18 protein-coding genes, 4 tRNA genes and 3 rRNA genes are annotated in these 25,618 nt (G+C 49.9%); 4 read left to right on the top strand and 21 right to left on the bottom strand.

The window, feature by feature from the left end:
- Positions 1 to 51 precede the first annotated feature (51 nt).
- Positions 52 to 849, bottom strand: a complete 798-nt coding sequence (locus FXY30_RS05700) for an HAD family hydrolase (protein WP_071705706.1) — start codon at positions 847 to 849, stop codon at positions 52 to 54.
- Between the two features lie 179 nt (positions 850 to 1,028).
- Between FXY30_RS05700 and ypfJ the strand changes: the two genes are divergently transcribed.
- Entirely contained in the window at positions 1,029 to 1,898 is an 870-nt protein-coding gene (ypfJ, locus tag FXY30_RS05705) for a KPN_02809 family neutral zinc metallopeptidase (RefSeq protein ID WP_071705707.1), read from the top strand.
- An 83-nt stretch (positions 1,899 to 1,981) separates the two neighbouring features.
- Positions 1,982 to 2,054, top strand: a tRNA-Thr gene (locus FXY30_RS05710).
- 140 nt (positions 2,055 to 2,194) lie between these two features.
- On the opposite strand, the gene FXY30_RS05715 is transcribed toward FXY30_RS05710, so the two are convergent.
- Together FXY30_RS05715 and FXY30_RS05720 are read right to left on the bottom strand one after the other, a co-directional pair.
- Positions 2,195 to 2,710: a peptidylprolyl isomerase gene (locus FXY30_RS05715; RefSeq protein WP_071705708.1), complete on the bottom strand. Its 516-nt coding sequence runs from the start codon at positions 2,708 to 2,710 to the stop codon at positions 2,195 to 2,197.
- A gap of 494 nt (positions 2,711 to 3,204) precedes the next feature.
- On the bottom strand, positions 3,205 to 4,881 hold the full coding sequence (locus FXY30_RS05720) for a hypothetical protein (protein ID WP_071705710.1): 1,677 nt from the start codon (positions 4,879 to 4,881) through the stop codon (positions 3,205 to 3,207).
- 206 nt (positions 4,882 to 5,087) lie between these two features.
- Here FXY30_RS05720 and FXY30_RS05725 point away from each other — a divergent pair.
- Positions 5,088 to 5,160 (top strand) — tRNA-Ala (locus FXY30_RS05725).
- 65 nt (positions 5,161 to 5,225) lie between these two features.
- On the opposite strand, the gene FXY30_RS05730 is transcribed toward FXY30_RS05725, so the two are convergent.
- Positions 5,226 to 6,479: an L-cysteine desulfidase family protein gene (locus tag FXY30_RS05730; RefSeq protein WP_232009047.1), complete on the bottom strand. Its 1,254-nt coding sequence runs from the start codon at positions 6,477 to 6,479 to the stop codon at positions 5,226 to 5,228.
- Between the two features lie 181 nt (positions 6,480 to 6,660).
- On the opposite strand from FXY30_RS05730, the gene rbr reads away from it, so the two are divergent.
- Entirely contained in the window at positions 6,661 to 7,200 is a 540-nt protein-coding gene (rbr, locus tag FXY30_RS05735) for a rubrerythrin (protein ID WP_071705712.1), read from the top strand.
- A gap of 679 nt (positions 7,201 to 7,879) precedes the next feature.
- Here the strand turns inward: rbr and FXY30_RS05740 are convergent.
- The 17 genes from FXY30_RS05740 to FXY30_RS05820 all read right to left on the bottom strand — a co-directional run bounded on the left by FXY30_RS05740 (position 7,880) and on the right by FXY30_RS05820 (position 25,557).
- Positions 7,880 to 7,951 (bottom strand) — tRNA-Met (locus FXY30_RS05740).
- 36 nt (positions 7,952 to 7,987) lie between these two features.
- Positions 7,988 to 8,104, bottom strand: a 5S ribosomal RNA gene (rrf, locus tag FXY30_RS05745).
- A gap of 178 nt (positions 8,105 to 8,282) precedes the next feature.
- Positions 8,283 to 11,316: ribosomal RNA gene (locus FXY30_RS05750) — 23S ribosomal RNA — on the bottom strand.
- Positions 11,317 to 11,394: 78 nt separating this feature from the next.
- Positions 11,395 to 11,467 (bottom strand) — tRNA-Ala (locus tag FXY30_RS05755).
- Positions 11,468 to 11,666: 199 nt separating this feature from the next.
- Positions 11,667 to 13,190 (bottom strand): 16S ribosomal RNA (locus tag FXY30_RS05760).
- Together the 16S, 23S and 5S rRNA genes with 2 tRNA genes alongside form the textbook arrangement of a ribosomal RNA operon.
- 308 nt (positions 13,191 to 13,498) lie before the next feature.
- The gene (locus FXY30_RS05765) at positions 13,499 to 14,503 is read right to left on the bottom strand and encodes an asparaginase (RefSeq protein ID WP_071705714.1); all 1,005 of its coding nucleotides are present in this window, start codon (positions 14,501 to 14,503) and stop codon (positions 13,499 to 13,501) included.
- A gap of 94 nt (positions 14,504 to 14,597) precedes the next feature.
- Positions 14,598 to 16,112, bottom strand: coding sequence for an ATP-binding cassette domain-containing protein (locus FXY30_RS05770; RefSeq protein WP_157885041.1), 1,515 nt, complete (start codon positions 16,110 to 16,112; stop codon positions 14,598 to 14,600).
- Positions 16,113 to 16,200: 88 nt separating this feature from the next.
- Entirely contained in the window at positions 16,201 to 16,833 is a 633-nt protein-coding gene (locus tag FXY30_RS05775; protein WP_071705716.1) for a V-type ATP synthase subunit D, read from the bottom strand.
- 3 nt (positions 16,834 to 16,836) lie between these two features.
- Positions 16,837 to 18,204, bottom strand: coding sequence for a V-type ATP synthase subunit B (locus tag FXY30_RS05780; RefSeq protein ID WP_071705717.1), 1,368 nt, complete (start codon positions 18,202 to 18,204; stop codon positions 16,837 to 16,839).
- Positions 18,201 to 19,985: a V-type ATP synthase subunit A gene (locus FXY30_RS05785; protein WP_071705718.1), complete on the bottom strand. Its 1,785-nt coding sequence runs from the start codon at positions 19,983 to 19,985 to the stop codon at positions 18,201 to 18,203. The genes FXY30_RS05780 and FXY30_RS05785 overlap by 4 nt, the downstream gene beginning before the upstream one ends.
- A complete protein-coding gene (locus FXY30_RS05790) occupies positions 19,978 to 20,598 on the bottom strand; it encodes a V-type ATP synthase subunit E (protein WP_071705719.1) in 621 nt (206 codons plus the stop codon). The genes FXY30_RS05785 and FXY30_RS05790 overlap by 8 nt, the downstream gene beginning before the upstream one ends.
- Before the next feature lie 2 nt (positions 20,599 to 20,600).
- The gene (locus FXY30_RS05795; RefSeq protein WP_071705720.1) at positions 20,601 to 20,852 is read right to left on the bottom strand and encodes a V-type ATP synthase subunit F; all 252 of its coding nucleotides are present in this window, start codon (positions 20,850 to 20,852) and stop codon (positions 20,601 to 20,603) included.
- 9 nt (positions 20,853 to 20,861) lie between these two features.
- A complete protein-coding gene (locus FXY30_RS05800) occupies positions 20,862 to 21,290 on the bottom strand; it encodes an ATP synthase subunit C (protein ID WP_071705721.1) in 429 nt (142 codons plus the stop codon).
- Positions 21,291 to 21,320: 30 nt separating this feature from the next.
- Positions 21,321 to 23,264, bottom strand: a complete 1,944-nt coding sequence (locus FXY30_RS05805; RefSeq protein ID WP_147659385.1) for a V-type ATP synthase subunit I — start codon at positions 23,262 to 23,264, stop codon at positions 21,321 to 21,323.
- A 10-nt stretch (positions 23,265 to 23,274) separates the two neighbouring features.
- Complete coding sequence (locus FXY30_RS05810; RefSeq protein WP_071705723.1) at positions 23,275 to 24,300, bottom strand: V-type ATPase subunit; 1,026 nt, start codon at positions 24,298 to 24,300, stop codon at positions 23,275 to 23,277.
- On the bottom strand, positions 24,290 to 24,610 hold the full coding sequence (locus tag FXY30_RS05815) for a hypothetical protein (protein WP_071705724.1): 321 nt from the start codon (positions 24,608 to 24,610) through the stop codon (positions 24,290 to 24,292). The genes FXY30_RS05810 and FXY30_RS05815 overlap by 11 nt, the downstream gene beginning before the upstream one ends.
- Positions 24,611 to 24,711: 101 nt before the next feature.
- Positions 24,712 to 25,557 carry a DnaJ domain-containing protein gene (locus tag FXY30_RS05820; RefSeq protein WP_071705725.1) on the bottom strand — a complete coding sequence of 282 codons (846 nt, stop codon included), beginning with the start codon at positions 25,555 to 25,557 and terminating at the stop codon, positions 24,712 to 24,714.
- Positions 25,558 to 25,618 lie beyond the last annotated feature (61 nt).

A 25,618-nucleotide genomic window follows, 5' to 3' on the forward strand; every position in this document is an offset into this window, starting at 1 on the left:
TGCCCAGCAGATCTGGTTCGGAACGATTCCCGGATCGGTGCCTTCGGTTCCTTAATCGGCAAGAACCTGCGAGATCGCTTCAGCAACTCCATTCTCTTTTGCCGAAGAAACCACGTGGTCGGCGATGGCCTTTAGCTCCTCCCGCGCATTGGCAACCGCAAAGCGCAGGGATGCCGCTTTTAGCATATCGCAATCATTTAAATAATCCCCGATCGCGGCAATTTCATCCGAACGAATGCCCAATTCCTTGGCTAAAAGACGAATCGCATTTCCCTTGGATACGCCCGCAGCAGATAGCTCCAATTTATGCCGTGACGAGGTGGTCACATAAACGCGTTCATCTTGCTCCCATCGGTGCCAATCCGCCTCAGTAGGCTTTCCCAGCGGATAGTAATTGAATTTGGTAACCGTCCAGCCGGAGAGATCTTCGCGCTTCACACGCAAGGGCAAAATGCCGGTTTCCCTCTGCACTAAACGGGCCAGGCCTCCCACCCCCAGAAACGGCACCCACGGTGGAAGAAAACAGCGGTCCTTTTCGTAGGCAATATAGAAGCTCTTTCGCTTGTTCGCTACCTCCAGAATGTCCTCTATTGCGTCGGTGGCAATGCCTTTCACCAACAAATCCCGTCCATCTGCGAGCGTCACCACGCTGCCGTTTGATGTAATCATGGGCACCGTAAGTCCCGCACGCGCGAGAAGCATATGCGCATTGGCCTTCGGACGGCCGCTGACCAACGCAAATACGATGCCGGCATCCTGCAAACGTCGAATCGCCCGGATATTCTCCGGTGAAATGGTGGTGTTCGGTGACAATGTCCCGTCAAAATCCGAGCAGAAAAGTCGAATCATGCCCCCTCCTTGTCTTGTTCTATCATACCATAGTAGGGGTTCTGTCGGTTTTCGGAAAGCAGACAAAAGAGATTTGATTTTTCGCGATAACCATGAAAAAAGGGGCATAATAAAGATAATACAATTCATATCGGGGCGTTTTACCATCGCGCCAACCACAGTCAGGAAAGGGGAACAACATGAGGTGGAGAGATCGCCAAGGAAGTAGCAACGTACGAAGCGGCGGAAGGGGCACGGGAAAAATCATTGGCGGCGGTAGCCTGCTTCTGGGGCTTATCGTGTTATTACTGACAGGAAATCCCTTAGCGGCGCTGAATGTCGGTCTCAACAGCGCTCCGATCACCAATGGTTCCGTTCGACAGGAACCTCTCTCGCTTTCCGAAAAGGAAAAAGAACTGTACCATTTTTCATCGGTTGCTTTAAAAGACACCGAAGATACCTGGCACACGCTGTTGAAACAGCAAAAGAAGGACTATCAAGAAGCGGAAATGATCATCTTTCAACAAAAGGTCAAAACCGGTTGCGGCATTGCCGATTCCGGCACCGGCCCGTTCTATTGCGGGCGCGACCGTAGTGTGTACATGGATCTTTCGTTCTATGATATGTTGGTCAATCAGTTCGGAGCCGAAAAAAACGAGTTCATCTTGAGTTATGTCATCTCCCATGAAATCGGACATCATGTACAAAATGAACTCGGTATTCTGGATGAAGTGAATCGTCTACGGCAGCGTGCGGGCGAAGCAGAGCGCAATGCGCTGACGGTCCGCCTCGAGCTGATGGCGGATTATCTGGCCGGGGTCGTTGCGCGCCATCAACAGGAAGAAGGATATCTGGAAAAGGGTGACTTGGATGCCGCCATCCAAAGCGCCTGGTCCATCGGTGATGACGCCATCCAAAAGCGCATCCAGGGCCATGTAACACCGGAATCCTTCACCCACGGCAGCAGCAAACAACGCGCACGCTGGTATAAAAAAGGGTATGAAGCTGGAAATCTCGACGACTTCAACACCTTTGATCTGGACCGCTATCCCACGGTAGATTCCTTGTAAAATGTAAAATCCGCTTAGAAGCAATTTTTGTCGGTACGCTTGCATCTTCTTTCCCGGCTTGCTATAATGGTCGGGTAATTCGCGCCGGCATAGCTCAATTGGTAGAGCATCTGAATCGTAATCAGAGGGTTGAGGGTTCAAGTCCTTTTGCCGGCTTCAAAAAAGCCGCTGGAAATCATGATTTCCAGCGGCTTTTTTTGGTTCTAAGGTTTGTTTTGGTTCTAATATAAACGAAGCGATTCTGGTGCATATGACCAACGATGCACCGCAAAGGCGAACTAAGTACTCGTCTCGCGTTATAACTTGTCCGGCTCCGGATAGCTCTCTCCGAATGTTTCTACGGTCACTTTGGTCATCACGACATCGTCTTTGGGACGATCTCCCCAACCGGTTTTTACGTGCGCAATCGCATCCACCACATCCATGCCTTCGATGACTTTGCCGAAAGCGGCATATTCTCCATCCAGATGCGGTGCGTCTTTATGCATGATAAAAAATTGGCTCCCCGCCGAATCGGGATCCATGCTGCGAGCCATCGAAAGCACGCCCGCCTCATGTTTCAGTGCGTTGGCAAAGCCGTTGTGCGCAAATTCTCCAGCAATAGTATAGCCGGGGCCGCCCATCCCCGTGCCTTCCGGGTCACCGCCTTGAATCATGAATTGCGGAATGACGCGGTGAAAGATCAGTCCGTCATAGAAGCCCTTTTGCACCAGGGAAATAAAATTGTTTACCGTATTGGGTGCAATCTCCGGATACAGCTCTGCTTGAATTTCGCCTTGCGGCAATCTAAAAGTCACAATCGGATTTTTCATTTTTCCTCCTTATAAAAGATAGACGGCTGTTCCTTGTCTATTGAAAACAGTACAAGTCGCAGTTACAAGACAGCGAAACAAAAGACAAAAAACAAGGGCGCCTTCTCCAACGGAAGACGCCCACCGACTATTTGCTTGTCACGATTCTCTCTTGCGAAAAACTCGTACGGGGAGGAACGACCAGTGAAATTCTATCTCAACAGGCCTCTGCCTGAGCTACGCCATACGCAACCAACCCATTCCTTTGCCCAACGTTTTCTTTCGCAAGCACGCATTCCGATAACGGAAAGTCCGTTTACGCTAAACCCGCAGGTTTATTTTTCGTGCAGCGCGTCTGAATCGCTTGTCGTCGTCTTGAGGGAATCCGGTGATTCCCTCAAGAAAGAGTGTTCTGTGCCCAAGGGTCTCACCTCCTTCTTTTCTGGTATTCCTTTAGTACCCGGAAAAAGATGCTCTAAACAGGAAAACGATAATTTTTTTCGTTTTTCTCCTCATTAGCGCATGGATTTCTTTTTCTTGATCGTTGCAAAACCGACGGCGGCAGCGGTAAGGCCCAGCAGGGTGATGCCCCACATGCGATTCTCCAATTCCCCGGTCCTCGGTGCTTTAGCGTTCGGTTTCTTCGGCTTCGGTGTGTTCGGCGTTTCCGGCGGCTGCTCCGGCGTCTGAGGAATGCCCGGAACAGTGCTCATCGAGTCGGAGCTTAGTGGCAGCGAGCTGCTCACGCTGGAGGAGATTGTTGGCGGGGTAGGCTTTTTCTTCCACGCGCCATAGATTATTTCGTCGGCATTGACAGGGTGGGCTTGGATGGGAGTCTTCAGTGTCTGATCTTCAAACCAACCCAAGAATGTCCATCCGGAGATTTTGTCCGGGTCTGCCGCCATGTTAAGCTGTTGCCCAACGGCATATTTCGTTGCGTCGGTCGGAATCTTCGCCTTCTTGGGATAATTGCCCACAAACTGGTAGGAAACCTGGTGATAGATCGGCTGTTTGATAAGGGTCACGTTAGCCGTTTCGCTCTTTGGCTTCGCCGGCGGAGTGTACTTCACGCTGTCGCCGCCGATGCCTTGAATGACGCCTGTAAAATTTTCCCTTTGCGTATAGAACGTATACGTAAAGCCCGTTGTCGCGCCGGTGCTATACATCACCCAATTATCTCGATCATCACCATCAGGGTTGCCATCATCATCCCCTTTCGCATCAAAGAATTTGTCGTTCGTTGCATCGTAGCCCAACTTCTTTCCCTTAAGAGCATTATGTGATGCAGGAGATTCCAACTTAACCGCCTGTGTAACGTCAACATCCACAAAAACAAGAATGGGAATGATGGAAATCGGCTCCTCCGTTCCATGTTTTAAAAAGTCCACTTGAATAGTGAGATCGTCGCAGGAATAGTAAATTAACGGTTTCTTCGGGTCTATATCATATGCAGAATGGTTTTTATTGGGCTTAAGTTCGGTTTTTTTGGCTTCGCCCTTTTTATACGGTGGTGTGTGAACGAGATCAATCCTTTTAATCGTCAGCTTAAAATCAACCCATTCACCTGTAGCGCTATCCTGCAAGACATTTGCATAGCGAAGCGTATCGCCCTCAGTCAGATAGCCAGGATTTTTAAGATTCAGCGGCGTGATTAGCGTCGACTGAGAACTCGGCGTAACCACCGATGCGGCGGACATTCTTTGCACCATTTTGGCCAACTGCATGTCCTCAGTAAGTTTTTGTTCGTCTTTCGTTAAAATAAATTTCTGAATATCCTCAAACGACCACTCTGTCCCCTGAATGTCCTTGAATGACTCTTTCAATTTCGTTTGATACTCGGCATTATTATTCTTCTGCGCGGTGATGGCGCCATCCAGTGCCTCTATGGAGTCCGCATTATTTTTCTCGATCTCCGTCTTAGCGTTTTCTAATGCTTTAGCATCGCGCACGTAAACGGGATCTTTCGCTTGCGGAGTAACGTTTACGGTTACGCCGAGAGCAGTGGCTTCCTTAATCTTATCCTGCAAAGCCTGCTGATTTTTAATGATCAGATTTCCCTCGGCATCATATTGAATACCTGACGGATCGTCTACCGTTTCAGCCACAGCATTACATGGAAGCATCCCTGCCACCATGCTGACGATCAACAGCAGCGATAGTAATACCCTCCCCCATCGATTTTTCTTATTCATTTTAACTCCTTCTCTCACTACAGACCTACCAAATGTTCTCTCCCCGTCCATGGTCATATGACCGTAAACTTCAATTCAAGTATAGCATTATCATCAAAGCTATGCGCAATACAGGTAAGAAAATGCAAAGGAAATGACATGGATGAAAAAATCGGACACCCCCTTGTCGTGCTTACTTTCTTTCGCTATAATAGTCCCATCGCCTCGGGGAATTAGCTCAGCTGGGAGAGCGCTTGAATGGCATTCAAGAGGTCAGGGGTTCGATCCCCCTATTCTCCACTAAACGAAAAACAGGCCGGTTTAGCCGGCCTGTTTTTTTCTTTGTTTGTCCATTCGTTGCAGCTTCAGCCCTTGTTGGTGGTAGCCAACATTTCCTGCAAGATGACACGATCGGTTTCTGCCATGCCTTCGCGTGCAACGCGTCCGATCGAACGAATCGTCGCATCCACATCGACAGCGACCATTCCGTCGCCGGTTTTAAAGGAGCGCCCTTCTTTTGCCTGCTCATAAGCCGTGTAGCTTGCGCGCAAAGCCAAGGCGATCTTGGCGGCACAGGAGGGCTTGGCCCCATCACAGAGCACCCCGGCAGCAGCTGCCAATGCGTTGACCACCGTTTCGGCGATCACCGCAGGAGTAGCACCATCCAGGAACGCCACACCCGCAACAGATGCGGCTGCAGCACTGACGGCTCCGCAATAGGACGAGAGACGTCCAATGTACGATTTCTGATAGGCGGCCAGCAGATTTGCAAAAAGCAACGCGCGATAGCGCCTGTCCTCATCCGCATGAATGTGTTCCGCGTGGCGGATGATGGGAAGGGAAACCGTCATACCCTGATTCCCGCTTCCGGAATTGATTACGACCGGCAATTTGCAGCCGCTCATGCGAGCGTCCGATCCGGCCGCGGCATAGGCAATTTCATCCGCCACTGTCGTTCCTTCGCGCAAAATCGCTTTGCCGATGCTGCTCCCCCACTCATGGGTAAGTCCTTCCGTGCCGATCGCCAAATTATAGCGGATCTCCTGGTCCAAAAGAGGAAGCACCGGCGTATAATCCGCTTCTTTCGCAAAGGTATAAATATCGGCAAAGGAAAACGGAGGGTAGCTCGCGGCATGATCCTGTTCTGCTTTCTCATAAAGCACTGCGCCGTCACGTTCTTTTCGCACAATATTGGTATGTTCGCCGGAAAGAACGACGCGCGCCGAATGCTCTGCAGCATCCCAAAGCGTTAAAGAGAGATATAAGCCTTCTCGTTCCACATCATGTTCCACACGACAGGCCCCTTGATCCACCAAATTCTCGGCACGTTTACGTTGTTCCGGAGTGATGTGCTCCAGTACCTGTAGCTTTCGTTCCGGCTCAAGACACATGGCTCCTAACGCGGCGCTGATGGCGATTCCCCGTCGTCCGTTCGCATTCGGCACCAATACGGATTTGGCATTTTTAATCAGATTGCCGGAACAGCGTACCAGAATACGAGCCGGTTCCGCATCCAATATCGCCCGGGCCTCGCAAGCCGCATATGCCAAGGCAATCGGTTCCGTACAGCCGAACGCGGGAAGCATTTCCCGGGACAAAAACGCAAAATAGGGATGCACTTTGTTCTCCTTCATGATCTTCAACAGTTCCGTCCGTGGTTTCCTCTTTTTCCTTCCTTCAGCATACCATGGATAAAAGTATTTAGCAGGAAATATGACTTTTTTCCAATTAGGGGTATAGTACCAACGTATGGATGGACGGCATTGCCGTTATGAAGGATTGAAAATAAAGGAGTGAAGAATGAAAAATAAGTATGCCGGAACGCAAACGGAAAAGAACCTGCAAACTGCCTTTGCAGGGGAATCGCAGGCAAGAAACAAATATACGTTTTTTGCTTCCAAAGCAAAAAAGCAAGGCTTTGAACAGATTGCTGCGCTGTTTTTGAAAACCGCAGAAAACGAACAGGAGCATGCAAAGCTCTGGTTCAAGGCACTTGGCGGAATCAACGATACTACCGACAATCTGAAGGATGCTGCTGCCGGCGAAAACTACGAGTGGACGGATATGTATGACGGTTTTGCCAAGACAGCCGATGAGGAAGGCTTCCCCGAATTGGCGGAACAATTCCGTGGCGTTGCCGCCATCGAAAAGCATCATGAGGAACGTTATCGCGCTCTTCTCCACAACATCGAAGCACAACAGGTTTTCGCGCGTAGCGAGGTGAAAATTTGGGAATGCCGCAACTGTGGTCACATCGTCGTCGGCGAAAAGGCCCCGGATGTATGCCCGGTATGCCATCATCCGCAAGCATTCTTCGAGATTGCGGCACAGAATTATTAATCTGAATAGAAAAGTAGAAGAGAAGAGCATCCGGCCTTGGCCGGATGCTCTTTTTCTTAATTGGAATGGTAATAAAGATTTCCCCTCTACAGGTTCCAAGTCAGTTGTAGACCGTTTTGCGATTTTTGTCATTTCCACTCTACAGATCCTGAGCCGACAGTAGAGTTGTTTTCCCGTTTTTACTATTTCACTCTACAGATCCCGAGCCAGCGGTAGAGTTGTTTTCCCGTTTTTGTCATTTCCACTCTACACTTTCCGAGTCAACGGTAGAGTTGTTTTCCCGTTTTTGTTATTTCACTCTACACTTTCCGAGTCGGCGGTAGAGGTTTTTTCCGTTTTTCTCATTTACACTCTACAAAAACTGAGCCCACTGTAGAGTGGATTTCCCGTTTTCTCATTTACACTCTACACTTTCCGAATCAGCGGTAGAGTTGTTTTCCCGTTTTTGCCATTATGCCTCGCTCACCGCGCGCCCTGCGCGCTTCGCGCTTGGTCTTGCGGGAGCTCTGGCAATCCCACGGCGCTTTCGCCTCTGGATGCCTCGCTCACCGCTCGCCCTGCGCGCTTCGCGCTTGGTCTTGCGGGAGCTCTGGCAATCTCACCAGGTTCTCATCCTGCCCCCTACCTCTACAAACAAAAGAAAAGAGCGGCCCATCGGGTCACTCTTCCCTTTTCTGTATTGCGGGGGCAGGATTCGAACCTGCGACCTCCGGGTTATGAGCCCGACGAGATGCCACTTCTCTACCCCGCGGTATAAAGAAAGGACACTTCCGTGCCCTTTCCTTTTATTTGGCGACTACCTACTCTCCCAGGCCGTTTCCAACCAAGTACCATCGGCGATGTGAGGCTTAACTTCTGTGTTCGGGATGGGAACAGGTGTATCCCTCACGCTATCGTCACCATATTAAACATTCAATTCTTAACAATTCCGCATCTCCGTCAAAGACGCTTTCGTCTCCGACGCAGTCGATTTCTTCCGCGCGCCTTCGCGCTACGCGCTCGCCTTGCGGGAAACCGTTGCGTATGAAATGGCTACCAACCGCTTCGCTTGTTGGGCCATTTCACAATCTTAATAGGTATTTCTGGTCAAATATTCGAGAGATTAGTATCAGTTAGCTCCACGTATTACTACGCTTCCACCTCTGACCTATCAACCGGGTTTTCTTCCCGGTCTCTACGAAATCTCATCTTGAGGGGGGCTTCGCGCTTAGATGCCTTCAGCGCTTATCCCGTCCGAACGTAGCTACCCGGCTATGCCCTTGGCAGAACAACCGGTACACCATCGGTTCGTCCATCCCGGTCCTCTCGTACTAGGGACAGCTCCTCTCAAATTTCTTACGCCCACGCTGGATAGGGACCGAACTGTCTCACGACGTTCTGAACCCAGCTCGCGTACCTCTTTAATGGGCGAACAGCCCAACCCTTGGAACCTGCTCCAGCTCCAGGATGAGACGAGCCGACATCGAGGTGCCAAACACCCCCGTCGATGTGAACTCTTGGGGGGTATAAGCCTGTTATCCCCAGGGTAGCTTTTATCCGTTAAGCGATGGCCCTTCCACGCGGTACCACCGGATCACTAAGTCCTACTTTCGTATCTGCTCGACTTGTGGGTCTCGCAGTGAAGCTCGCTTTTGCCTTTATACTCGTTGAATGGTTTCTGTCCATCCTGAGCGAACCTTTGAACGCCTCCGTTACTCTTTGGGAGGCGACCGCCCCAGTCAAACTGTCCGACTGACAGTGTCCCCGAACCGGTTCACGGTCCTAGGTTAGAACCCTAGTCTGTAAAGGGTGGTATCCAAAGGGCGACTCCGCATCATCTGGCGACAATGTTTCCTAGTCTCCCACCTATCCTGTACATTACAAACCAAAGTCCAATGTCAACCTGCAGTAAAGCTCCATGGGGTCTTTCCGTCCTAGCGTGGGTAAGTCGCATCTTCACGACTACTACAATTTCACCGGATCCTTTGTTGAGACAGTGCCCAAATCGTTACACCTTTCGTGCGGGTCGGAACTTACCCGACAAGGAATTTCGCTACCTTAGGACCGTTATAGTTACGGCCGCCGTTTACTGGGGCTTAAGTTCACTGCTTCGAATTGCTTCTAACAGCTCCCCTTGACCTTCCAGCACCGGGCAGGTGTCAGCACCTATACTTCGCCTTGCGGCTTCGCAGATACTTGTGTTTTTGGTAAACAGTCGCTTGGGCCGATTCTCTGCGGCCATCCGAAGATGGCACCCCTTCTCCCGAAGTTACGGGGTCATTTTGCCGAGTTCCTTAACAAAGGTTCTTCCGCGCGTCTTAGAATATTCTTCCTGCCTACCTGTGTCGGTTTTGGTACGGGAGCAAAAAATCTCGATAGCGTCTTTTCTTGGCAGTGTAGCATCAGCAACTTCTCTACTCACATTTCGATCCCCATCCGCCCTCAGCACCATCCGACGGATTTGCCTATCGGACTAGCCCACTGCGTTGGACGCGCTTACCTTCTACGCGCTTTGCTTAGCTTCCTGCGTCAACACTTCTCTCAAACGATTCTTTACTGTACCGGAATTTCCACCGGTTATCCATCGCCTACGCCCTTCGGCCTCAGCTTAGGTCCCGACTTACCCTGAGAGGACGAGCCTTGCTCAGGAACCCTTCGGCTTTCGACGGGTGAGATTCTCACTCACCTTCTCGCTACTCATGCCAGCATTCTCTCTCGACTGCGCTCCACATGGGGTTACCCCTGATGCTTCGATGCCCAGTCGATGCTCCTCTACCGATGGTCGAGACAAAAAGTATTCTATGAATACGCCTTCCTTTATTAGCCCAATGAAATTGATGAATGATATCTTGGAATAACCTTATACCATTTGGCTCTTTGTTCTGTCGTATCTCATGTTTGTTGAAATTTGACTCTTTGTGTGCGATATTTCTCATCAATTTTGGAAAGCTTTCATAAAATACTTTTTGTCTCGATCCATCCCATAGCTTCGGTATGACGTTTAGCCCCGTGTATCTTCGGCGCAACTTCACTCGACCAGTGAGCTATTACGCACTCTTTAAATGTATGGCTGCTTCTAAGCCAACATCCTGGTTGTCCAAGTAAAATAACATCCTTTTCCACTGAACGTCATTTGGGGACCTTAGCTGATGATCTGGGCTGTTTCCCTTTTGACGATGAAGCTTATCCCTCACCGTCTCACTCCCATGGCTAATGCACGGAATTCGAAGTTTGATAGGTGTTGGTAACACAAAGTGCCCCGCGACCAGTCAGTGCTCTACCTCCCTGCATCTTCTCATGAGGCTTGCCCTAAAGCAATTTCGAGGAGAACCAGCTATCTCCGAGTTCGATTGGCTTTTCACCCCTAACCACAAGTCATCCGAAGCGTTTTAAACCGCTCCCGGTTCGGTCCTCCATTGAATTTTACTTCAACTTCAACCTGCTCATGGCTAGATCACCCGGTTTCGGGTCTATGTCCACAAACTTTCGCGCTCTTCACACTCGGTTTCCCTCCGGCTCCGCCCCTGAAAGGCTTAACCTCGCTTGTAAACATAACTCGCTGGCCCGTTCTACAAAAAGTACGATATCACCCTGTAAAAGGGCTCTATCTGCTTGTAAGCACAAGGTTTCAGATTCTTTTCACTCCCCTCTCGGGGTTCTTTTCACCTTTCCCTCACGGTACTTGTTCACTATCGGTCACATGATCGTATTTAGGCTTAGGAGGTGGTCCTCCCATATTCCCACCAAATTTCTCGTGTTCGGTGGTACTCGTTCGTGATGATCTCTTCCTCTTTCGTGTACCGGACTGTCACCGTCTTTGGTCATCCTTTCCAGAATGTTCCACTAGATTTCAAGATCGTGATTCACGGTTGGCCTCTTCCCCGTTCGCTCGCCGCTACTGAGGGAATCGCTGTTGCTTTCTTTTCCTCCGGGTACTGAGATGTTTCAGTTCTCCGGGTCTCCCCTCCTAACGTTATGTATTGGCGTTAGGATGACAGGATCTTCTCCTGCCGGATTGCTCCATTCGGAAACCGACGGGTCATAGCTTGGTGCAGCTTACCGTCGTTATCGCCTGCTCGCGTCCTTCTTCGGCGTCATGTGCCAAGGCATCCGCCTCGTGCTCTTCTCTATTTGACCAGAAATATCTATTAAGATTGAATTGTCAAGGAACAGTCTTCCTTTCGGAAATGCCGTACGACGTAGCCGTCTCCGGCATGGAGATAAAGGGAATCGAACCCTTGACCCCCTGCTTGCAAGGCAGGTGCTCTCCCAGCTGAGCTATATCCCCACAAAATCGCCCATAAGGGCGATTGAGTGAACCTACTCAATCAATAAACCTCAAGTTTGGCTCAATGAGCCTTGTTTGCAAAAAGAATTCCGAATGGGTTTCGCGGGTTCGTCCTTCGTACTTCTTCCGTTTGGTAACGGCCTTTTCCGAATTTCTTCCTCCGTGTATCTCCATCCTTCCTCTCTTCTCGCTTCCTTAGAAAGGAGGTGATCCAGCCGCAGGTTCTCCTACGGCTACCTTGTTACGACTTCACCCCAGTCATTGATCCTACCTTCGACGCCTGCGCCAATTGTTCGCTCAGCGGCTTCGGGTATTACCAACTTCCATGGTGTGACGGGCGGTGTGTACAAGACCCGGGAACGCATTCACCGCGACATGCTGATTCGCGATTACTAGTAACTCCGACTTCGTGTAGGCGAGTTGCAGCCTACAGTCCGAACTGAGACCGACTTTTCGTGGTTCGCTTGCTCTCACGAGGTTGCTTCACGCTGTTTTCGGCCATTGTAGCACGTGTGTAGCCCAGGACATAAAGGGCATGATGATTTGACGTCATCCCCACCTTCCTCCGGTTTATCACCGGCAGTCTCGCTAGAGTCCCCAACTTAATGCTGGCAACTAACGACAAGGGTTGCGCTCGTTGCGGGACTTAACCCAACATCTCACGACACGAGCTGACGACAACCATGCACCACCTGTAGCAGTGTCCCCGAAGGGAACGGTTAATCTCTTAACCCGTCACTGTTATGTCAAGCCCTGGTAAGGTTCTTCGCGTTGCTTCGAATTAAACCACATGCTCCGCTACTTGTGCGGGTCCCCGTCAATTCCTTTGAGTTTCACACTTGCGTGCGTACTCCCCAGGCGGAGTGCTTACTGTGTTAACGGCGGCACCGAGATTTGACTCCCGACACCTAGCACTCATCGTTTAGGGCGTGGACTACCAGGGTATCTAATCCTGTTTGCTCCCCACGCTTTCGTACCTCAGCGTCAGTATGTATCCAGACAGTCGCCTTCGCCACCGGTATTCTTCCTAATCTCTACGCATTTCACCGCTACACTAGGAATTCCACTGTCCCCTCTACTACTCAAGCTCGCCAGTTTTCAACGCTTGCTGGGGTTGAGCCCCAGAATTTAACGCCAAACTTAACAAGCCGCCTACGTACCCTTTACGCCCAATAATTCCGAACAACGCTCGCCCCCTACGTATTACCGCGGCTGCTGGCACGTAGTTAGCCGGGGCTTCCTCCTGGATTACCGTCATTATCTTCACCCAGGACAGAACTTTACGATCCGAAAACCTTCTTCGTTCACGCGGCGTCGCTGCATCAGAGTTTCCTCCATTGTGCAAAATTCCCCACTGCTGCCTCCCGTAGGAGTTTGGGCCGTGTCTCAGTCCCAATGTGGCCGTACACCCTCTCAGGCCGGCTACTGATCGTCGCCTTGGTAGGCCGTTACCCCACCAACGAGCTAATCAGACGCAAGACCATCTTTCACCGAAATTCTTTGACCTTCTCACCATGCGATGAAAAAGTATCATCCGGTATTAATAGCCGTTTCCAGCTGCTATCCCGGTGTGAAAGGCAGGTTTCTTACGCGTTACTCACCCATCCGCCACTTTCCTGCGCTATCTTCCCCCGAAGGTTCTGTCAGCACATTCTCGTTCGACTTGCATGTGTTACGCACGCCGCCAGCGTTTATCCTGAGCCAGGATCAAACTCTCAAAAAAAGTTTTGAGAGCCAATATCTTGACTCTAAATTTGTTGTTTGAATTATTTTTAACTCAAAGTTTATTGATTGATTCAGTTGTTTAGGTTCGCGTCACGCGAGGTGACCTATACATACTAGCAACATCGTTTTGGTTTGTCAAGAAAAAAATGAGATTTTTATTTCTTTTTCTTTTCTCGGCTCCCTCACGAGTGAAGCCGTCGATAAGAATACTAAAGGGCGAAAGCCTTGTCAAGCCCTCGCCCCATTTTTTTCTTTGATTGTTTTTCACCTAAAGTTCATGCTTTTAGCCATTTTGGCTCCTTGCACTTAAAACCACAGCGTATCGCGGTTGATAGGAGTTTGAAAGAGCTTTCGCGCTTCCTTTGGATCTGCCGTTTGACCCAATACCCACATGAGTTTCGTCACGACGGAAGGCAGCGACATATCATAGGCCTCCCAAAGATCAAGATCTTCTTTGACGTCACGACCAACTGCATAGACGGACATATCGCTTCCTTCATATGGTACCTGCGTAGTCATCACGATCGTTTTACCTTCCCGTAGCAGGCTCTCCACGGCATCGCGATAATCGCCTGCCCGATACGTTGGCAAACCGCCCACACCGAACGCTTCAATGATCACAGCATGGAACGAACGACCAAAAATAGTGAGCATCTTCGGATCAAGAGAGGGCGTCAACTTAAACAGGCCAACAGCAGGATCGAGCACGGAAGAAAAATGAGCCGGCGCGCTTTGACTCACTTTGTCATCAATATAGAAGGCGATGCGCTTCTCCTGGATCGCTGCCAGCAATGGATAATTCACGCTATCAAAGGCATTGTAGCTTTTCGTGCGCACTTTTTGTACACGCGTTCCGCAGATAACCTTTCCCTCAAAAACGACATTGACATCATGCGCGCGCGAATCGGCCGCAAAGCGCACAGCGTCACGCAAATTGACACGTGCATCGGTATTATCGAGATTAATCGGTTTTTGTGATCCGGTGAGCACGATGGGCTTTGGGGAATGCTGAATCAAATAGGAAAGAGCTGCGGAAGAATAGGCAAGCGTATCGGTGCCATGGCAGAGAACGAAACCGTCATACGCGTCATAATGCTCTTCAATGGCTTTTGCCATGGCCAGCCAATGGCAAACTTCAATGTTGGTTGAGTCGAGGTTGAGCAGCTGTACAGCATCTACTTCAATAGAAGGAGATAGTTCCGGCAAATACGCTAACAGCTCTTCAGCCGTAATCGCCGGCGTAAGTCCATCTTTTGTGGCCACCGATGCAATGGTTCCGCCGGTACCCAAAAGCAAAATCTTTTTGTTCATGCTCTCACCCTCCCAAACGCAATTTTGACGATGGATTATCCATTCGACTACCGTTGTCTTGCCGACGGAAAGCGAACACCGAAATCCGCAGGCATCATAAGGTAATAATACGATCGAAGCGAGGATCTTCTTCTGCGTGTTCGTCATGTTTCACGTAGACGAAGGTAATATCCGGGTCTTGCAAAAGAATCTCCTCGATCTCGCGCGCACTGTCTGTATCCAAGTTGGAAGTTGTTTCATCGACAAGTATAACGTCTTTTTTGCGGATCAGTGCGCGAGCGAGGGCAATACGCTGCCGCTCGCCGCCGGAAATATTCTCGCCATGCTCCAGCAGGTTCATATCCAGGCCATCTTGATTGACGAAGCGGTCGATCCCGACAAGATGGGCAACGCGAGCGATCTCTTCGTTCGAAAAAGTGTCGCCGAGCGTAATATTAAACCGCACCGTATTTTCAAAAATATAATTATTTTGCGTGATATACGCCATGTTCCGCACTCCGTGATAGGGAGAAATCACGGTTCCATCAATTTGAATGGTCCCGTCATCAGGAGAATCAATGCCGAAAAGAATATTCAGTAAAGTGGTCTTACCGCTTCCGCTCGGTCCGGCAATGCGGACATTTTCTCCACGCCGAATGGACACATTCACAGCTTGAAAAAGTGTTTTCTCTCCATACCTTTTTGTCAATCCGGAGGCGGTCAGTTCGTGTTCAAGAATCGGCTTTTCCTTATCATCCTCCGCCTCTCCCTTTGAAAGGCGCGCGTATAAAGGACGAGCGCCTTTGACTTTGCTCAGCAATTCCGGAAAGGAGGCGAGCGAATTATACAACTGACCCGTGAGATTTCCAGCGGTCAGAACCAACGAAATAGGGATGGCTCCAATAAAAATGAGTAGCGCCAAAACAAAGAGATTCACCACTTGGGCAATTACACTGGAAAGAGCGCTAATCTGTTCCAGAACGATAGAACGATGCTTTAACGAGATCCATGCCTCGTTGAACGCACGGAACAGCGGCATATGCGCTTCCTTAAAGCCACGTGAAAAATCAAAAACTGCATACACCTTTCTTCCATTAAAAAGATCCGTAAGGTGATGAAGGAAGGTTTCGTTTGCTGCGGAATACTCTTGCACCATTCGTTCGCTATAAGGCCCCATCTTGCTGTTGGTTATAACAATGACACCGAAAAGAACCAAGCTGACACACGCGAGACGCCAATCAATCCACAATAAGGCCGCCAAAGCCATGGCAATTTGCAGCCCGTTTTCAATACTATTAAAATACGGAGTGAAAAAGTTATTTTCCAGTAAATCCATATCGCTCGTCAGATTGGATATTTCATAGCCGCTCAAGCGAGAAATTTGTATTTTACGCATTTGTAGCTGTTGATCAATGATGTATTGCGCCTGGAAAATTTTCATCGCCGCATCGGTTGCTAAAATAATGAAAACGCCGAAAAAGTTGACGCCAACAGCCCAGATCAACCGATGAAAATCTTGTGCGATGAGCGCCTCTAAAAGCAGTGCCATGGCAAAGTTGTAGAGCACATTGGCGGCAACGTTCAACATCGTAAATAAAAGGGTGAGCCAATATGCCTTATTTTTTCTCATCATTCCTCCCCCCCCTTGTGCATAGATAGGTATCTATGCACAAGCCATTTGATGATGCTCAAACGATGGATGCCTACTTCGGACGATTTTAGGCCTTTTGTTTCTTGCGCATTTTTTTCTTCTTAAGCAGTTTCAGGCGAAAAAACTCCTCGCGCTCTTTTTCTTCGAGCGATTGCGCAATGAAATCACGATATTTTTTATACTTGGGAATCTGCACCTTTTCAAGAGCATTGGCACGCTTCTGTGTTTTCAGCATCTCTCGCTGCAGACGATCCGCCGCATCGGTCACCGAGGCCAGTTCCAACAGAATGCTCTTAAACTCCTGCATGGCACCGGTTGCAAAATCAAGCGTAATGTGTACGGTGTCATAATCCAGTTCGTCCTTCGTGCTTTCCTCATAGTGCAGATGGGGTACTTCCACGCCCATGTAAGAACGACTGCTCAAGGTGATGGATTCGTCAAAGGGCATGCCGGCGGCGATGGATTCCAGGCGATAATGCCCCATGGCAACCGTGGCGTGCTTCAGCTTTTCCTTAAAATCCGCACTCACGGTTTGGAGACGCGCTTCCAGATCCGCTTTTTTCTTCTGCTCGGCATTGGCCGCACGCAAAAGCACCACGCGTTTTTTGTCCAAAAGCGTATAGCTGGACTCCATCAGCGCAAGCATCGCCTTCACTTTCATTAAATTGGCTTTCGTCGGCGTAATCTTAAAAAAGGCCATATCTCACCGCTTCAAATACTTTTCTTTCATTTCCGGACTCACTTGGGAAAGTTCGCCATCCGGTAACAGCGAAAAGAGCTGCCATCCCAAGTCCAGCGTCTCTTCAATCGAACGGTTTTCGGTAAATTCTTGCTGCAGGAATTGCTTTTCAAATGCGTCGCCAAAAGCAAGAACTTTGCGGTCGTCTTCGCTTAAGTCGTCTTCGCCGATAATTTGTGCAAGATTACGCACTTCCTGTGCTTTCGCATAAGAGGCATAAATTTGGCGCATGACGTCGGCATGGTCTTCCCGCGTGAATCCTTCCCCGATGCCATCCTTCATCAAACGAGACAGGCTCGGCAGAATGTCGATGGCCGGATAGATGCCGCGTCGAGAAAGTTCACGCGAAAGCACAATCTGTCCTTCCGTAATATAGCCCGTCAAGTCCGGAATGGGATGGGTGATGTCATCATTGGGCATGGAAAGAATCGGAATCAGCGTGATGGAGCCTTTCCCGGAACGAAGGATGCCGGCACGCTCATACATGGCGGCCAAATCGGAATAGAGATAGCCCGGAAAGCCCTTGCGGCTCGGGACTTCTTCACGAAGGTTCGAAATTTCACGCAGTGCCTCGGCATAGGAAGTAATGTCCGTCAACAGCACCAAAACATGCTTATGTTCTTCAAACGCCAAATACTCCGCCGCCGTGAGCGCACACTTCGGCGTGATCAAGCGCTCCATGACCGGGTCATCTGCCAGATTGATAAAGCTTGCGACCTGATCCTGTACGCCGGCGGCACGGAAGGTTTCTTCAAAGAAATCCGCTTCATCCTTCTGTACGCCAATCGCCCCGAAAACAAAGCAAAAATCGTCGTCCGAATGGCGAATCTGCGATTGCCGGATGATCTGCGCCGCAATGCGGTCATGATCCAGACCGGATCCGGAGAAAATCGGTAACTTCTGTCCGCGGATAATGGTCATCAAGCCGTCAATGGCGGAAATGCCGGTCTGAATAAAATTCTTTGGGTATTCGCGAGCGACCGGATTCATGGCGGAACCGTTGATATTGTAGCGTTTATTGGAAAATACTGCGCCGCCGCCGTCGATGGGATTGCCCAAGCCGTCGAACACACGGCCCAGAATAGAGGCGTTAAGCGGAATAGACAGCGGATGACCTTCAAAGGTGACCACGGCGTTATCGACCCGCATTCCCGTGGTATCGCCAAAGACCTGCACCATGGCTAAATCGTCTTCAATGGCCATGACCTGTCCGGTGTATGTTTTGCCTTCGGAGGTGATGGTCACGATTTCGCCATACCCCACGTCGTTTACTTTATCGACGGTAACAATGGCGCTTTCCAGATGCTTCAGTTTGATGTACTCAATATTCACGACGCATCCTCCCCCTGATATTGCATTTTCAGCGCATCGTAATGCGATACGATGGCTTCTTCCAGATCATCTATGGCAGACAGATTGTCGTTCGCCACATTGTATTTCATCATAGTGACCTTCTGATACAGCGCATCATCGCGCACAATACGAAGCGGCGCATGCAGGCGCAACAGATCTCTGCCGTTTTCATAAAGGGTGTTTATTACCTGCAGCATCCGCACCTGTTTTTTGAGCGGCACATAGGTGTCCTGTGCATGGAAGGAATTCTGCTGCAAATACCCGACACGAATAACACGAGCAATTTCCAGTACCAATCGCTGTTCATCCGGCAATACATCCGCACCGACGAGGGAAACGATATCGTTGAGCTTGCTTTCCTCCAGAAGAATCCCCATCATCTTTTTGCGCAGCGCCATCACATCCACATCCGTACGATCCAGATAATCGTTGGCCAACAGCTCGGTATAACCGGAATAGCTGTTCATCCAGTTAATGGCCGGATAATGGCGTGAATAGGCCAATTCCTTATCCAGGCCAAGGAAGACTTTCACATAACGCTTCGTTGCTTCCGTCACCGGTTCCGAAAAGTCGCCGCCGGCCGGAGAAACCGCACCGATGAGCGTTACCGACCCGGTTGAAGCATTCAGGTTTTCCACGCGGCCCGCCCGTTCATAGAATTGTGCGATACGCGAGGAAAGATAGGCCGGATAGCCTTCTTCCGCCGGCATTTCCTCCAGGCGTCCGGAGATTTCTCGAAGCGCTTCCGCCCAACGCGAGGTGGAGTCGGCCATCAGTGCCACATCATAGCCCATGTCGCGATAGTATTCCGCCATGGTGATGCCGGTATAAATGGACGCTTCTCGTGCCGCCACCGGCATGTTCGACGTGTTGGCAATCAGCACGGTACGGTTCATCAGGTTTTCTCCGGTGTTCGGATCGATCAGCTGCGGGAAAGAATCCAACACATCCGTCATCTCGTTGCCACGTTCCCCGCAGCCGATATAGACGATCACATCCGCATCGCAAAACTTCGCAATCTGATGCTGTAACATGGTTTTTCCGGTTCCAAAGCCTCCCGGAATTGCCACCGTTCCGCCTTTTGCTATGGGGAAAAACACGTCCAATACGCGTTGTCCGGTCACCAATAAATCATTGGTCGAAAGGCGGCGAGAAACCGGACGCGGACGACGCACCGGCCAACGCTGCATCAGCGTAAGCTCGTGGCGAATCCCGTCCTGCTCAATGACCGCCAAAACGTCATGGACGGTATAATCACCGTCCGCCACGCAGGAGACAACCTTACCTGCCATGCCATTGGGAACCATGGCACGATGCTCGATCAGCACGGTCTCTTTGCAAGTAGCAAAGATCTGTCCCGAAGAAAGGGTATCGCCTTCGTGAACCTTCATCGACACCGTCCATTTTTTTGTGTCATCCAGCGCCGGCATCTTGACGCCGGTGGCCATGAAATCGCCATGGGCGTCCTGAATGCGTTCCAACGGACGTTCAATGCCGTCAAACATGTTCATCAGTAGGCCCGGGCCAAGAACGACGGAAAGTGGCTCACCGGTTGCATAAATCGCATCGCCAACCTTGAGTCCTTCCGTCTGCTCATAGACTTGAATGACGGCGCGGTCTTCATCCAACGAAATGATTTCGCCGAGTCGACGATTCTCACCCACCTCGACCATTTCGTGTATGCCGAATCCATTCATGCGCGTTCCGCGAATAACCGGACCGTTGATGGCACGAATGATGCCTTCTGCGGTCTTATTCATGCGCTTCTCCTTCCGCTTCCTGAATTGCGCCGTTCATCAGCCAGTCGTTGAGTGCACGGCCGATTTCATATTCATTGTCCTGAATCAAATACTGAAAGGTATGACGCGTGCGTTTTGCCTGCTGGCGATCCACAAGCACAAAACCGCCGATTTCTTCTTCCGGCATACTTTTGATCGGCAAGTCCTCACCACAGATTTCGTGGGCCAAATCTTGATCGCGATCTAACACGTGTACTTCCGCCACGTCCATTTCTTCCAGCGCTGCGCGAAGATGCTTTTTCATCCATGCCGCATATTCCGGCGTCTGTGCAAAATCTGCAAACTTTTGTCGTATCGAGGCATTCAAGGCATCCAGGCACTTTTTCTGCGTTTCCAAAAAAACGCGTTGGTTCTCCTGCCGATGCACAACCAGTTGCTCACGCGCTTCGCGCTTTGCGCGATCCACATGTTGCTCGATATACTGCTCGCTTTCCCGTTTTAAACGGGCTTTGCGCTCCTCAATCAATTTTGAATTTTGCGTGGTAGAATCGTAAAGCATTTGCTCGGAACGACGCTTTTCCTCCGACCAGATCATGTTGCGAAACAATGCTAATTTACTCTGTAATTCAACCATGATCAATTCTCCTTCTGTTCCGGAAGAACGACGACGATGGGCCGATGATGTTTGGCCCGAAACGTATCAATCTCTTCCTGTAAGGCTTCCGCCACATGTTTCGACAGATAGAGCACGCCCAGGTCTGTGTCCTCCACCGCCATATTCCATTCTTCGGAAAGGTCGGTGTGTTCGTCCACCTCGCGTGTCTGTATGCCGCTTAAGCGTGAGCCCAGCGCCAATTCTCTATTGTCGGTAATGAGCTTCATGTGCATGGTCGCCTCTTAGCCGATCTGGCCAAGAATCATGATCGAGATAATCAAACCGTAAATTGCGATACCTTCCGCAAGGCCCACAAAGATAAGCGTCTTACCGAGGATGGATTGGTCTTCGGAAACGGCACCGAGCGCAGCAGAGCCGCAGGCGCCGACAGCAATACCGGTTCCAATGGTGGCCATGCCGGTGGAAAGTGCCGCGCCGAGATAGGCCAAGCCGCTAGCAGCATTATTTGCATTGCCCTGCGCAAAGGCGGTCGAAGGCATGAACAGGATCAGTGCCATCAGAATGCAAGGAGCAAAGCAAGTCAGATTCAACCGTAGCGCATGTTTTAAGCGTTTTTTGGACGAATCCGTATTCTTATAAAGCAAATAAATTCCCGAAGAGATGGTCAAAACGACGATAATGGTGGATAACGTTAAAATAGGTGCCACAATACTTCTCCTTTTCCGTTTTGTTACGAAACACTACCGATGCAGAAACATTTTTTTTGCGTCAATAAAGGGTTTGCCGTCGCCAACGTAATACTTGCCGAACAGCTCATAATATTCCAAACGAAGGGACTGAATAAACACGATCAGTCCTTCAAGTCCAATGATCACGATGTTGCCAATGATGAGCATCGCCACATTTCCCGCACCGCCTATCATTCTTCCCATGGTCGAAAAGGCCATGAATAACCCAACGTGGTTGATGGCGAAGGCGCCGACACGAATGAAAGAAAGCGCGCCGGAAAAAACGGAAATGAGAGCTTCCAAAAGGGAGAATCCCGTTTCGACGTAATAATCCCCCACGGCTTGTCGATAAAGTGGCCGCTTGCGCAAAAGTACGTTGGTCAGCGGCTGCTGGAATAAGATTCCGGCTAGCGAGGCGGCAATCAGAACGGTCAATAGGCCCGAGGGAAGAACGGGCTGGACGGCAACATTCACCACGGTCAACAAAAGGGAAAGATACAGAAGAAAGCCGCATAATCCTTCTTTACCGAACCAGGCTTCTTGGTACTCCTTCCGACTCCATTTGTTCACAATGCCGAGGATGTAGGCAACGCTCGATAGAATCACGCCGAAAACAATGGCGGCTATGAGCACGGTGTTGATGTTTTCAAAGGGGCGCATGACCAGCGCCGGAATGACGGTTTCCAAGCCGAAGAAGGATCCATAAGCCAAGCCGAATACCATCGAGGCAAGGCCCATACGAAAGACCACGCCGCCCAAATTCGGATGACGCATTTTTTTCAGAAGCAAACCGAGCAGGGCAAATACTGCGCCTTGTCCCAGATCGCCGAACATCGCGCCGAAAAGAATAACATAGGTGATGGCAAAGAAGCCGGTCGGATCCAATTCCTTGTAATTCGGGGTACCGTACATGTTCACCATGGCTTCAAAGGGGCGAACGATGGCCGAATTCTTTAAGCGCGTTGGCGCTTTCTCGGAGACGTGTTCCTCATCCATGAACTGCACAAAAGTATCCTTGAAAGCGGCGATCGTGCGACGAAACGCGTTCTCCTCTTTTTCACTGACCCATCCGGTCACATAAAAGTACGATTTGCCGCGCGCAAAATACTGTTTTGCACTGTTTACCGCATCATTCAAAGACGCCGCATAATACAGGCCTTCCAAGTCTTTTTCATGACGGTCGATACGCGTCTGCTTTTCTTTTTCTAAATCTTGCAGCTGGCGTTCTTCCTTTTGGATCTCCTCTTCCATGAAGCGGATGCATTCTTCATTTGTCTTGCCTTGCGGAAAATCGGGGTGGAGCGGTTTCCAATTGAGACGGTCTTCCAACCGACGAATTTCATTTTGCACCTTGTTGGGATACACCAGAAGATAAAATTCTTCTTTTTCGATGGCGCCGAGATGCAAAATTGCCGCCGGAATTTTTTCATAGCCCGAGCGAATGGCCCGCCGTTCGATCGCCGTAAGCGTTCCAAATTCATACGCAAACTGTTCCAGACTTTGCAGGGCGGAATAAGCGATATCGTTAGCGGACAACAAACGCAGGAGGCTTAAATCCGTTTCCACCTGCTTTTGCTTTTCGCGGATTTCTTCGATATCCGCATCCAATTTCATTAAACCGGCCAGCACCGCTTCCTGTTGCGTAGTCAGCTCTGTCGTGAGATTCGGCTGGGAAAAAATATCGCCCATCTCACGGGGCTTGCGCTGCAAGTAGGTCAATGCCGCCTGCCGACGCTCCCCCGTATCGCTTTCCTTCTCAAACTGACGCACGGTAGAAACGTCCACAGTTTTCGATAAGTTTTCTTCCGTCACCGGAATGGTGAAGGAATAATTTTCAATCCTTTTTTCCGCATCCAATAAATGCAGGCCGCCTGTGCGGAAAAGAGCAAGCACGATCGGCGAAAGTTGGTCAAGAGGCGCAACCAGCTGCATCATTTTCATTCGTTGAATCGCCAAGAGCCACCTCCTATTCCGTCTTCCATTCAATTAAGTACTGTATCATCTGTTCCTCTTTCCATCCCAAATTGATGGCCTCCAATATGCGGCGTATTTCAGCGATTCGGCCGTTTAACATGTGTATAAAACACACCGCAGCAAGTAGACCGTCATCGGTGAGGCGGAAGATTTTTCGGCAACGTCGATAAAGATAGCGTTGCCTTGCAATGGGCAAAAAGGAATAATCCTCTTTGCCTCCTTCCACCAGACCGCGATACGGGCTGTGGCGAAGCCAAACGGTAAAAGCCGGCAAATCCATGCCCACCGCATTGTCCAGCGTTTTGCCATATAAAATCTTTCCGCCAGAAACCATCTGCATCGCTAAATACGGATCTTCCTCGCGCAAAAAGCGCTTGGTATGAACAATCCAGGTAATGTTTCGTAAGTCGATCATGGTGCCGAGAAGATCATTAAGAACCGCTGCAGTCTTGCCACCGATATCTTTTGCTTCCTTTCGCAGTCGATGAAAATACCATCGATTGAAATTTACCATGAGCGAGTCAAAATCAATCGGCCCCGTTGCAGCGTCATTGTGAACAATCGGTTCCAGAAGTCGATAGTACGGTTTCTCTTTGAGAGTCGAGAGATACGTTGGCACGCGAATGGACGTGTCCGCTGTCAGGTGAAGGGTGTCGGCGTAAATGCTGTGCTGAATAAAAAGTAGCTGCTCTTTTCGATTATCTCGCTGTAATACGCGAAGGAATCGTTGCAATTCCAACAGTTCATCTTCGATAAAGAAGCTGTGCAGGAATTGTTTCTGCTTGGCGTCCAAAAACGTCAGCAACTCGTCATTTCTTCGTCTTTTCCACGCTTCGAGACGCTGCTCGCCACCACGTACATCCTGAAAGTCGCCAAGGTCTTCTCCCACAATCTCACGGATCACGCGAAAGGCGCCCTCCAGTGTCGTTTCCTCCAACAGTCGAACGAGCTGTTGCGGGTCAAGATATTTTCCGAAGCGTCCGCGCAATTTGGTGACTAAAGCCGTATCAGATCCCATCGCCGTCTCGCAATCGCTCAAACCATTCGGTAGCCATCTTCTCGCGATGTGCATCAAAAAAGCGCCATATCACCGCGATTTGTTCTTCTGACGTCGATACGAGGGCGCTCTCATCCTCTTTTCGTTTTTGTTCAATAGCGTTCACTTGTTTTTCCGCTTGTTCTCGCATTTGACGGTTCGCTTCCCGTTGAAGCTCGGCCATCACCGCACGCGTGTTGTTCATTTCGGTTTCCAACACACGATCGGTGTTTTCTTTGAGCTCCCGCGTCGAACGGTCTATGTCGAGGATGGCCTGAATCGTTTCATTCATTGCCGCTTCCTCCTTTTCCTTTCTTCGTTCGCCCCTATGGTACCCCTTTTTTAAGATGAAGAAAAGAGACCACAATGAAAATGCGTGGCCTCTTCGTCGATTTACCGATATTTCTTATAGCGTTCAATATTTTCCTTGGAGAGGAATTCATAGGCGGCATTGATTTCCTGAAATTTTGTCGTCGCTGCCGGATCTTTATTGATATCCGGATGATATTTTTTCGCCAACTTACGATATGCCAGCTTCACTTCGTATTCCGTCGTATCGGTTGAAACTCCCAGCACATGGCAGCTCTTTTCGTAGGTAGAACGAAATTGTTCCATCGGATTGGGTCCCGCCCAAGTATCTTGTCCGTAACCATTTTGTCCGCTTCCGTAGCCGTAACCACCATAGCTCTGACCGCCAAAGCCGGAAGAGCCGCCCGTGCGTGAACCGTATTGTCCATCCGAGCGGTAGTAAAAGCCGCCGTTGCGAAAGAATTCGTTAAAGATACGATCCCACTTTTCTTTTTCACGACGTTGCGCCTCCTCGCGCTTTCTCACCTCTTCCTCCCACAGCTTTCGACGATACGCCGCTCCATAGCTCGAAAAATTGCGATTGGAGGATTTTCCCTGTCGCAAATCATCCGAAAGATCATAAAGGTATTCGGTAAATACATATTTTCCGTATTCCAGCATGGAGACAAAACCACGCCCCAACAGCGGGAAAAGCACTAAAATAAGGAAGATGAGCCATACCCAGGCCGGAAGCCGTATGATAGGGATGAAAAAGAAGAAAAACGGCATGGAAAACAGCATCGTTGCTAAGCACCCAACCAAGGGCGCAAAAAAAGCGCGAATCCGTTCCACCAGAGTCACTGCAAATTCCAACAAAAGAATCAGCCCCGAAAACAACAGGTCTACCCCTTTTGCTAACGCGTATAGGATATGTCCCAAGACCACTTTCATGTTTTTCCTCATCTTCCCTACACAGAAACAAAAGCTGTAAGCTTTTGTTCAACATGTGATA

The sequence above is a fragment of the Murdochiella vaginalis genome, assembly GCF_902381775.1.
Classification (GTDB): Bacteria; Bacillota; Clostridia; order Tissierellales; family Peptoniphilaceae; genus Murdochiella; species Murdochiella vaginalis.

Excerpts from the sequence above, each read along its gene's own strand:
- FXY30_RS05700 (WP_071705706.1), bottom strand. The coding sequence starts at position 849 with ATGATTCGACTTTTCTGCTCGGATTTTGACGGGACATTGTCACCGAAC.
- ypfJ (WP_071705707.1), top strand. The coding sequence starts at position 1,029 with ATGAGGTGGAGAGATCGCCAAGGAAGTAGCAACGTACGAAGCGGCGGA.
- FXY30_RS05715 (WP_071705708.1), bottom strand. The coding sequence starts at position 2,710 with ATGAAAAATCCGATTGTGACTTTTAGATTGCCGCAAGGCGAAATTCAA.
- FXY30_RS05720 (WP_071705710.1), bottom strand. The coding sequence starts at position 4,881 with ATGAATAAGAAAAATCGATGGGGGAGGGTATTACTATCGCTGCTGTTG.
- rbr (WP_071705712.1), top strand. The coding sequence starts at position 6,661 with ATGAAAAATAAGTATGCCGGAACGCAAACGGAAAAGAACCTGCAAACT.
- FXY30_RS05765 (WP_071705714.1), bottom strand. The coding sequence starts at position 14,503 with ATGAACAAAAAGATTTTGCTTTTGGGTACCGGCGGAACCATTGCATCG.
- FXY30_RS05770 (WP_157885041.1), bottom strand. The coding sequence starts at position 16,112 with ATGAGAAAAAATAAGGCATATTGGCTCACCCTTTTATTTACGATGTTG.
- FXY30_RS05775 (WP_071705716.1), bottom strand. The coding sequence starts at position 16,833 with ATGGCCTTTTTTAAGATTACGCCGACGAAAGCCAATTTAATGAAAGTG.
- FXY30_RS05785 (WP_071705718.1), bottom strand. The coding sequence starts at position 19,985 with ATGAATAAGACCGCAGAAGGCATCATTCGTGCCATCAACGGTCCGGTT.
- FXY30_RS05790 (WP_071705719.1), bottom strand. The coding sequence starts at position 20,598 with ATGGTTGAATTACAGAGTAAATTAGCATTGTTTCGCAACATGATCTGG.
- FXY30_RS05795 (WP_071705720.1), bottom strand. The coding sequence starts at position 20,852 with ATGCACATGAAGCTCATTACCGACAATAGAGAATTGGCGCTGGGCTCA.
- FXY30_RS05810 (WP_071705723.1), bottom strand. The coding sequence starts at position 24,300 with ATGGGATCTGATACGGCTTTAGTCACCAAATTGCGCGGACGCTTCGGA.
- FXY30_RS05815 (WP_071705724.1), bottom strand. The coding sequence starts at position 24,610 with ATGAATGAAACGATTCAGGCCATCCTCGACATAGACCGTTCGACGCGG.
- FXY30_RS05820 (WP_071705725.1), bottom strand. The coding sequence starts at position 25,557 with ATGAAAGTGGTCTTGGGACATATCCTATACGCGTTAGCAAAAGGGGTA.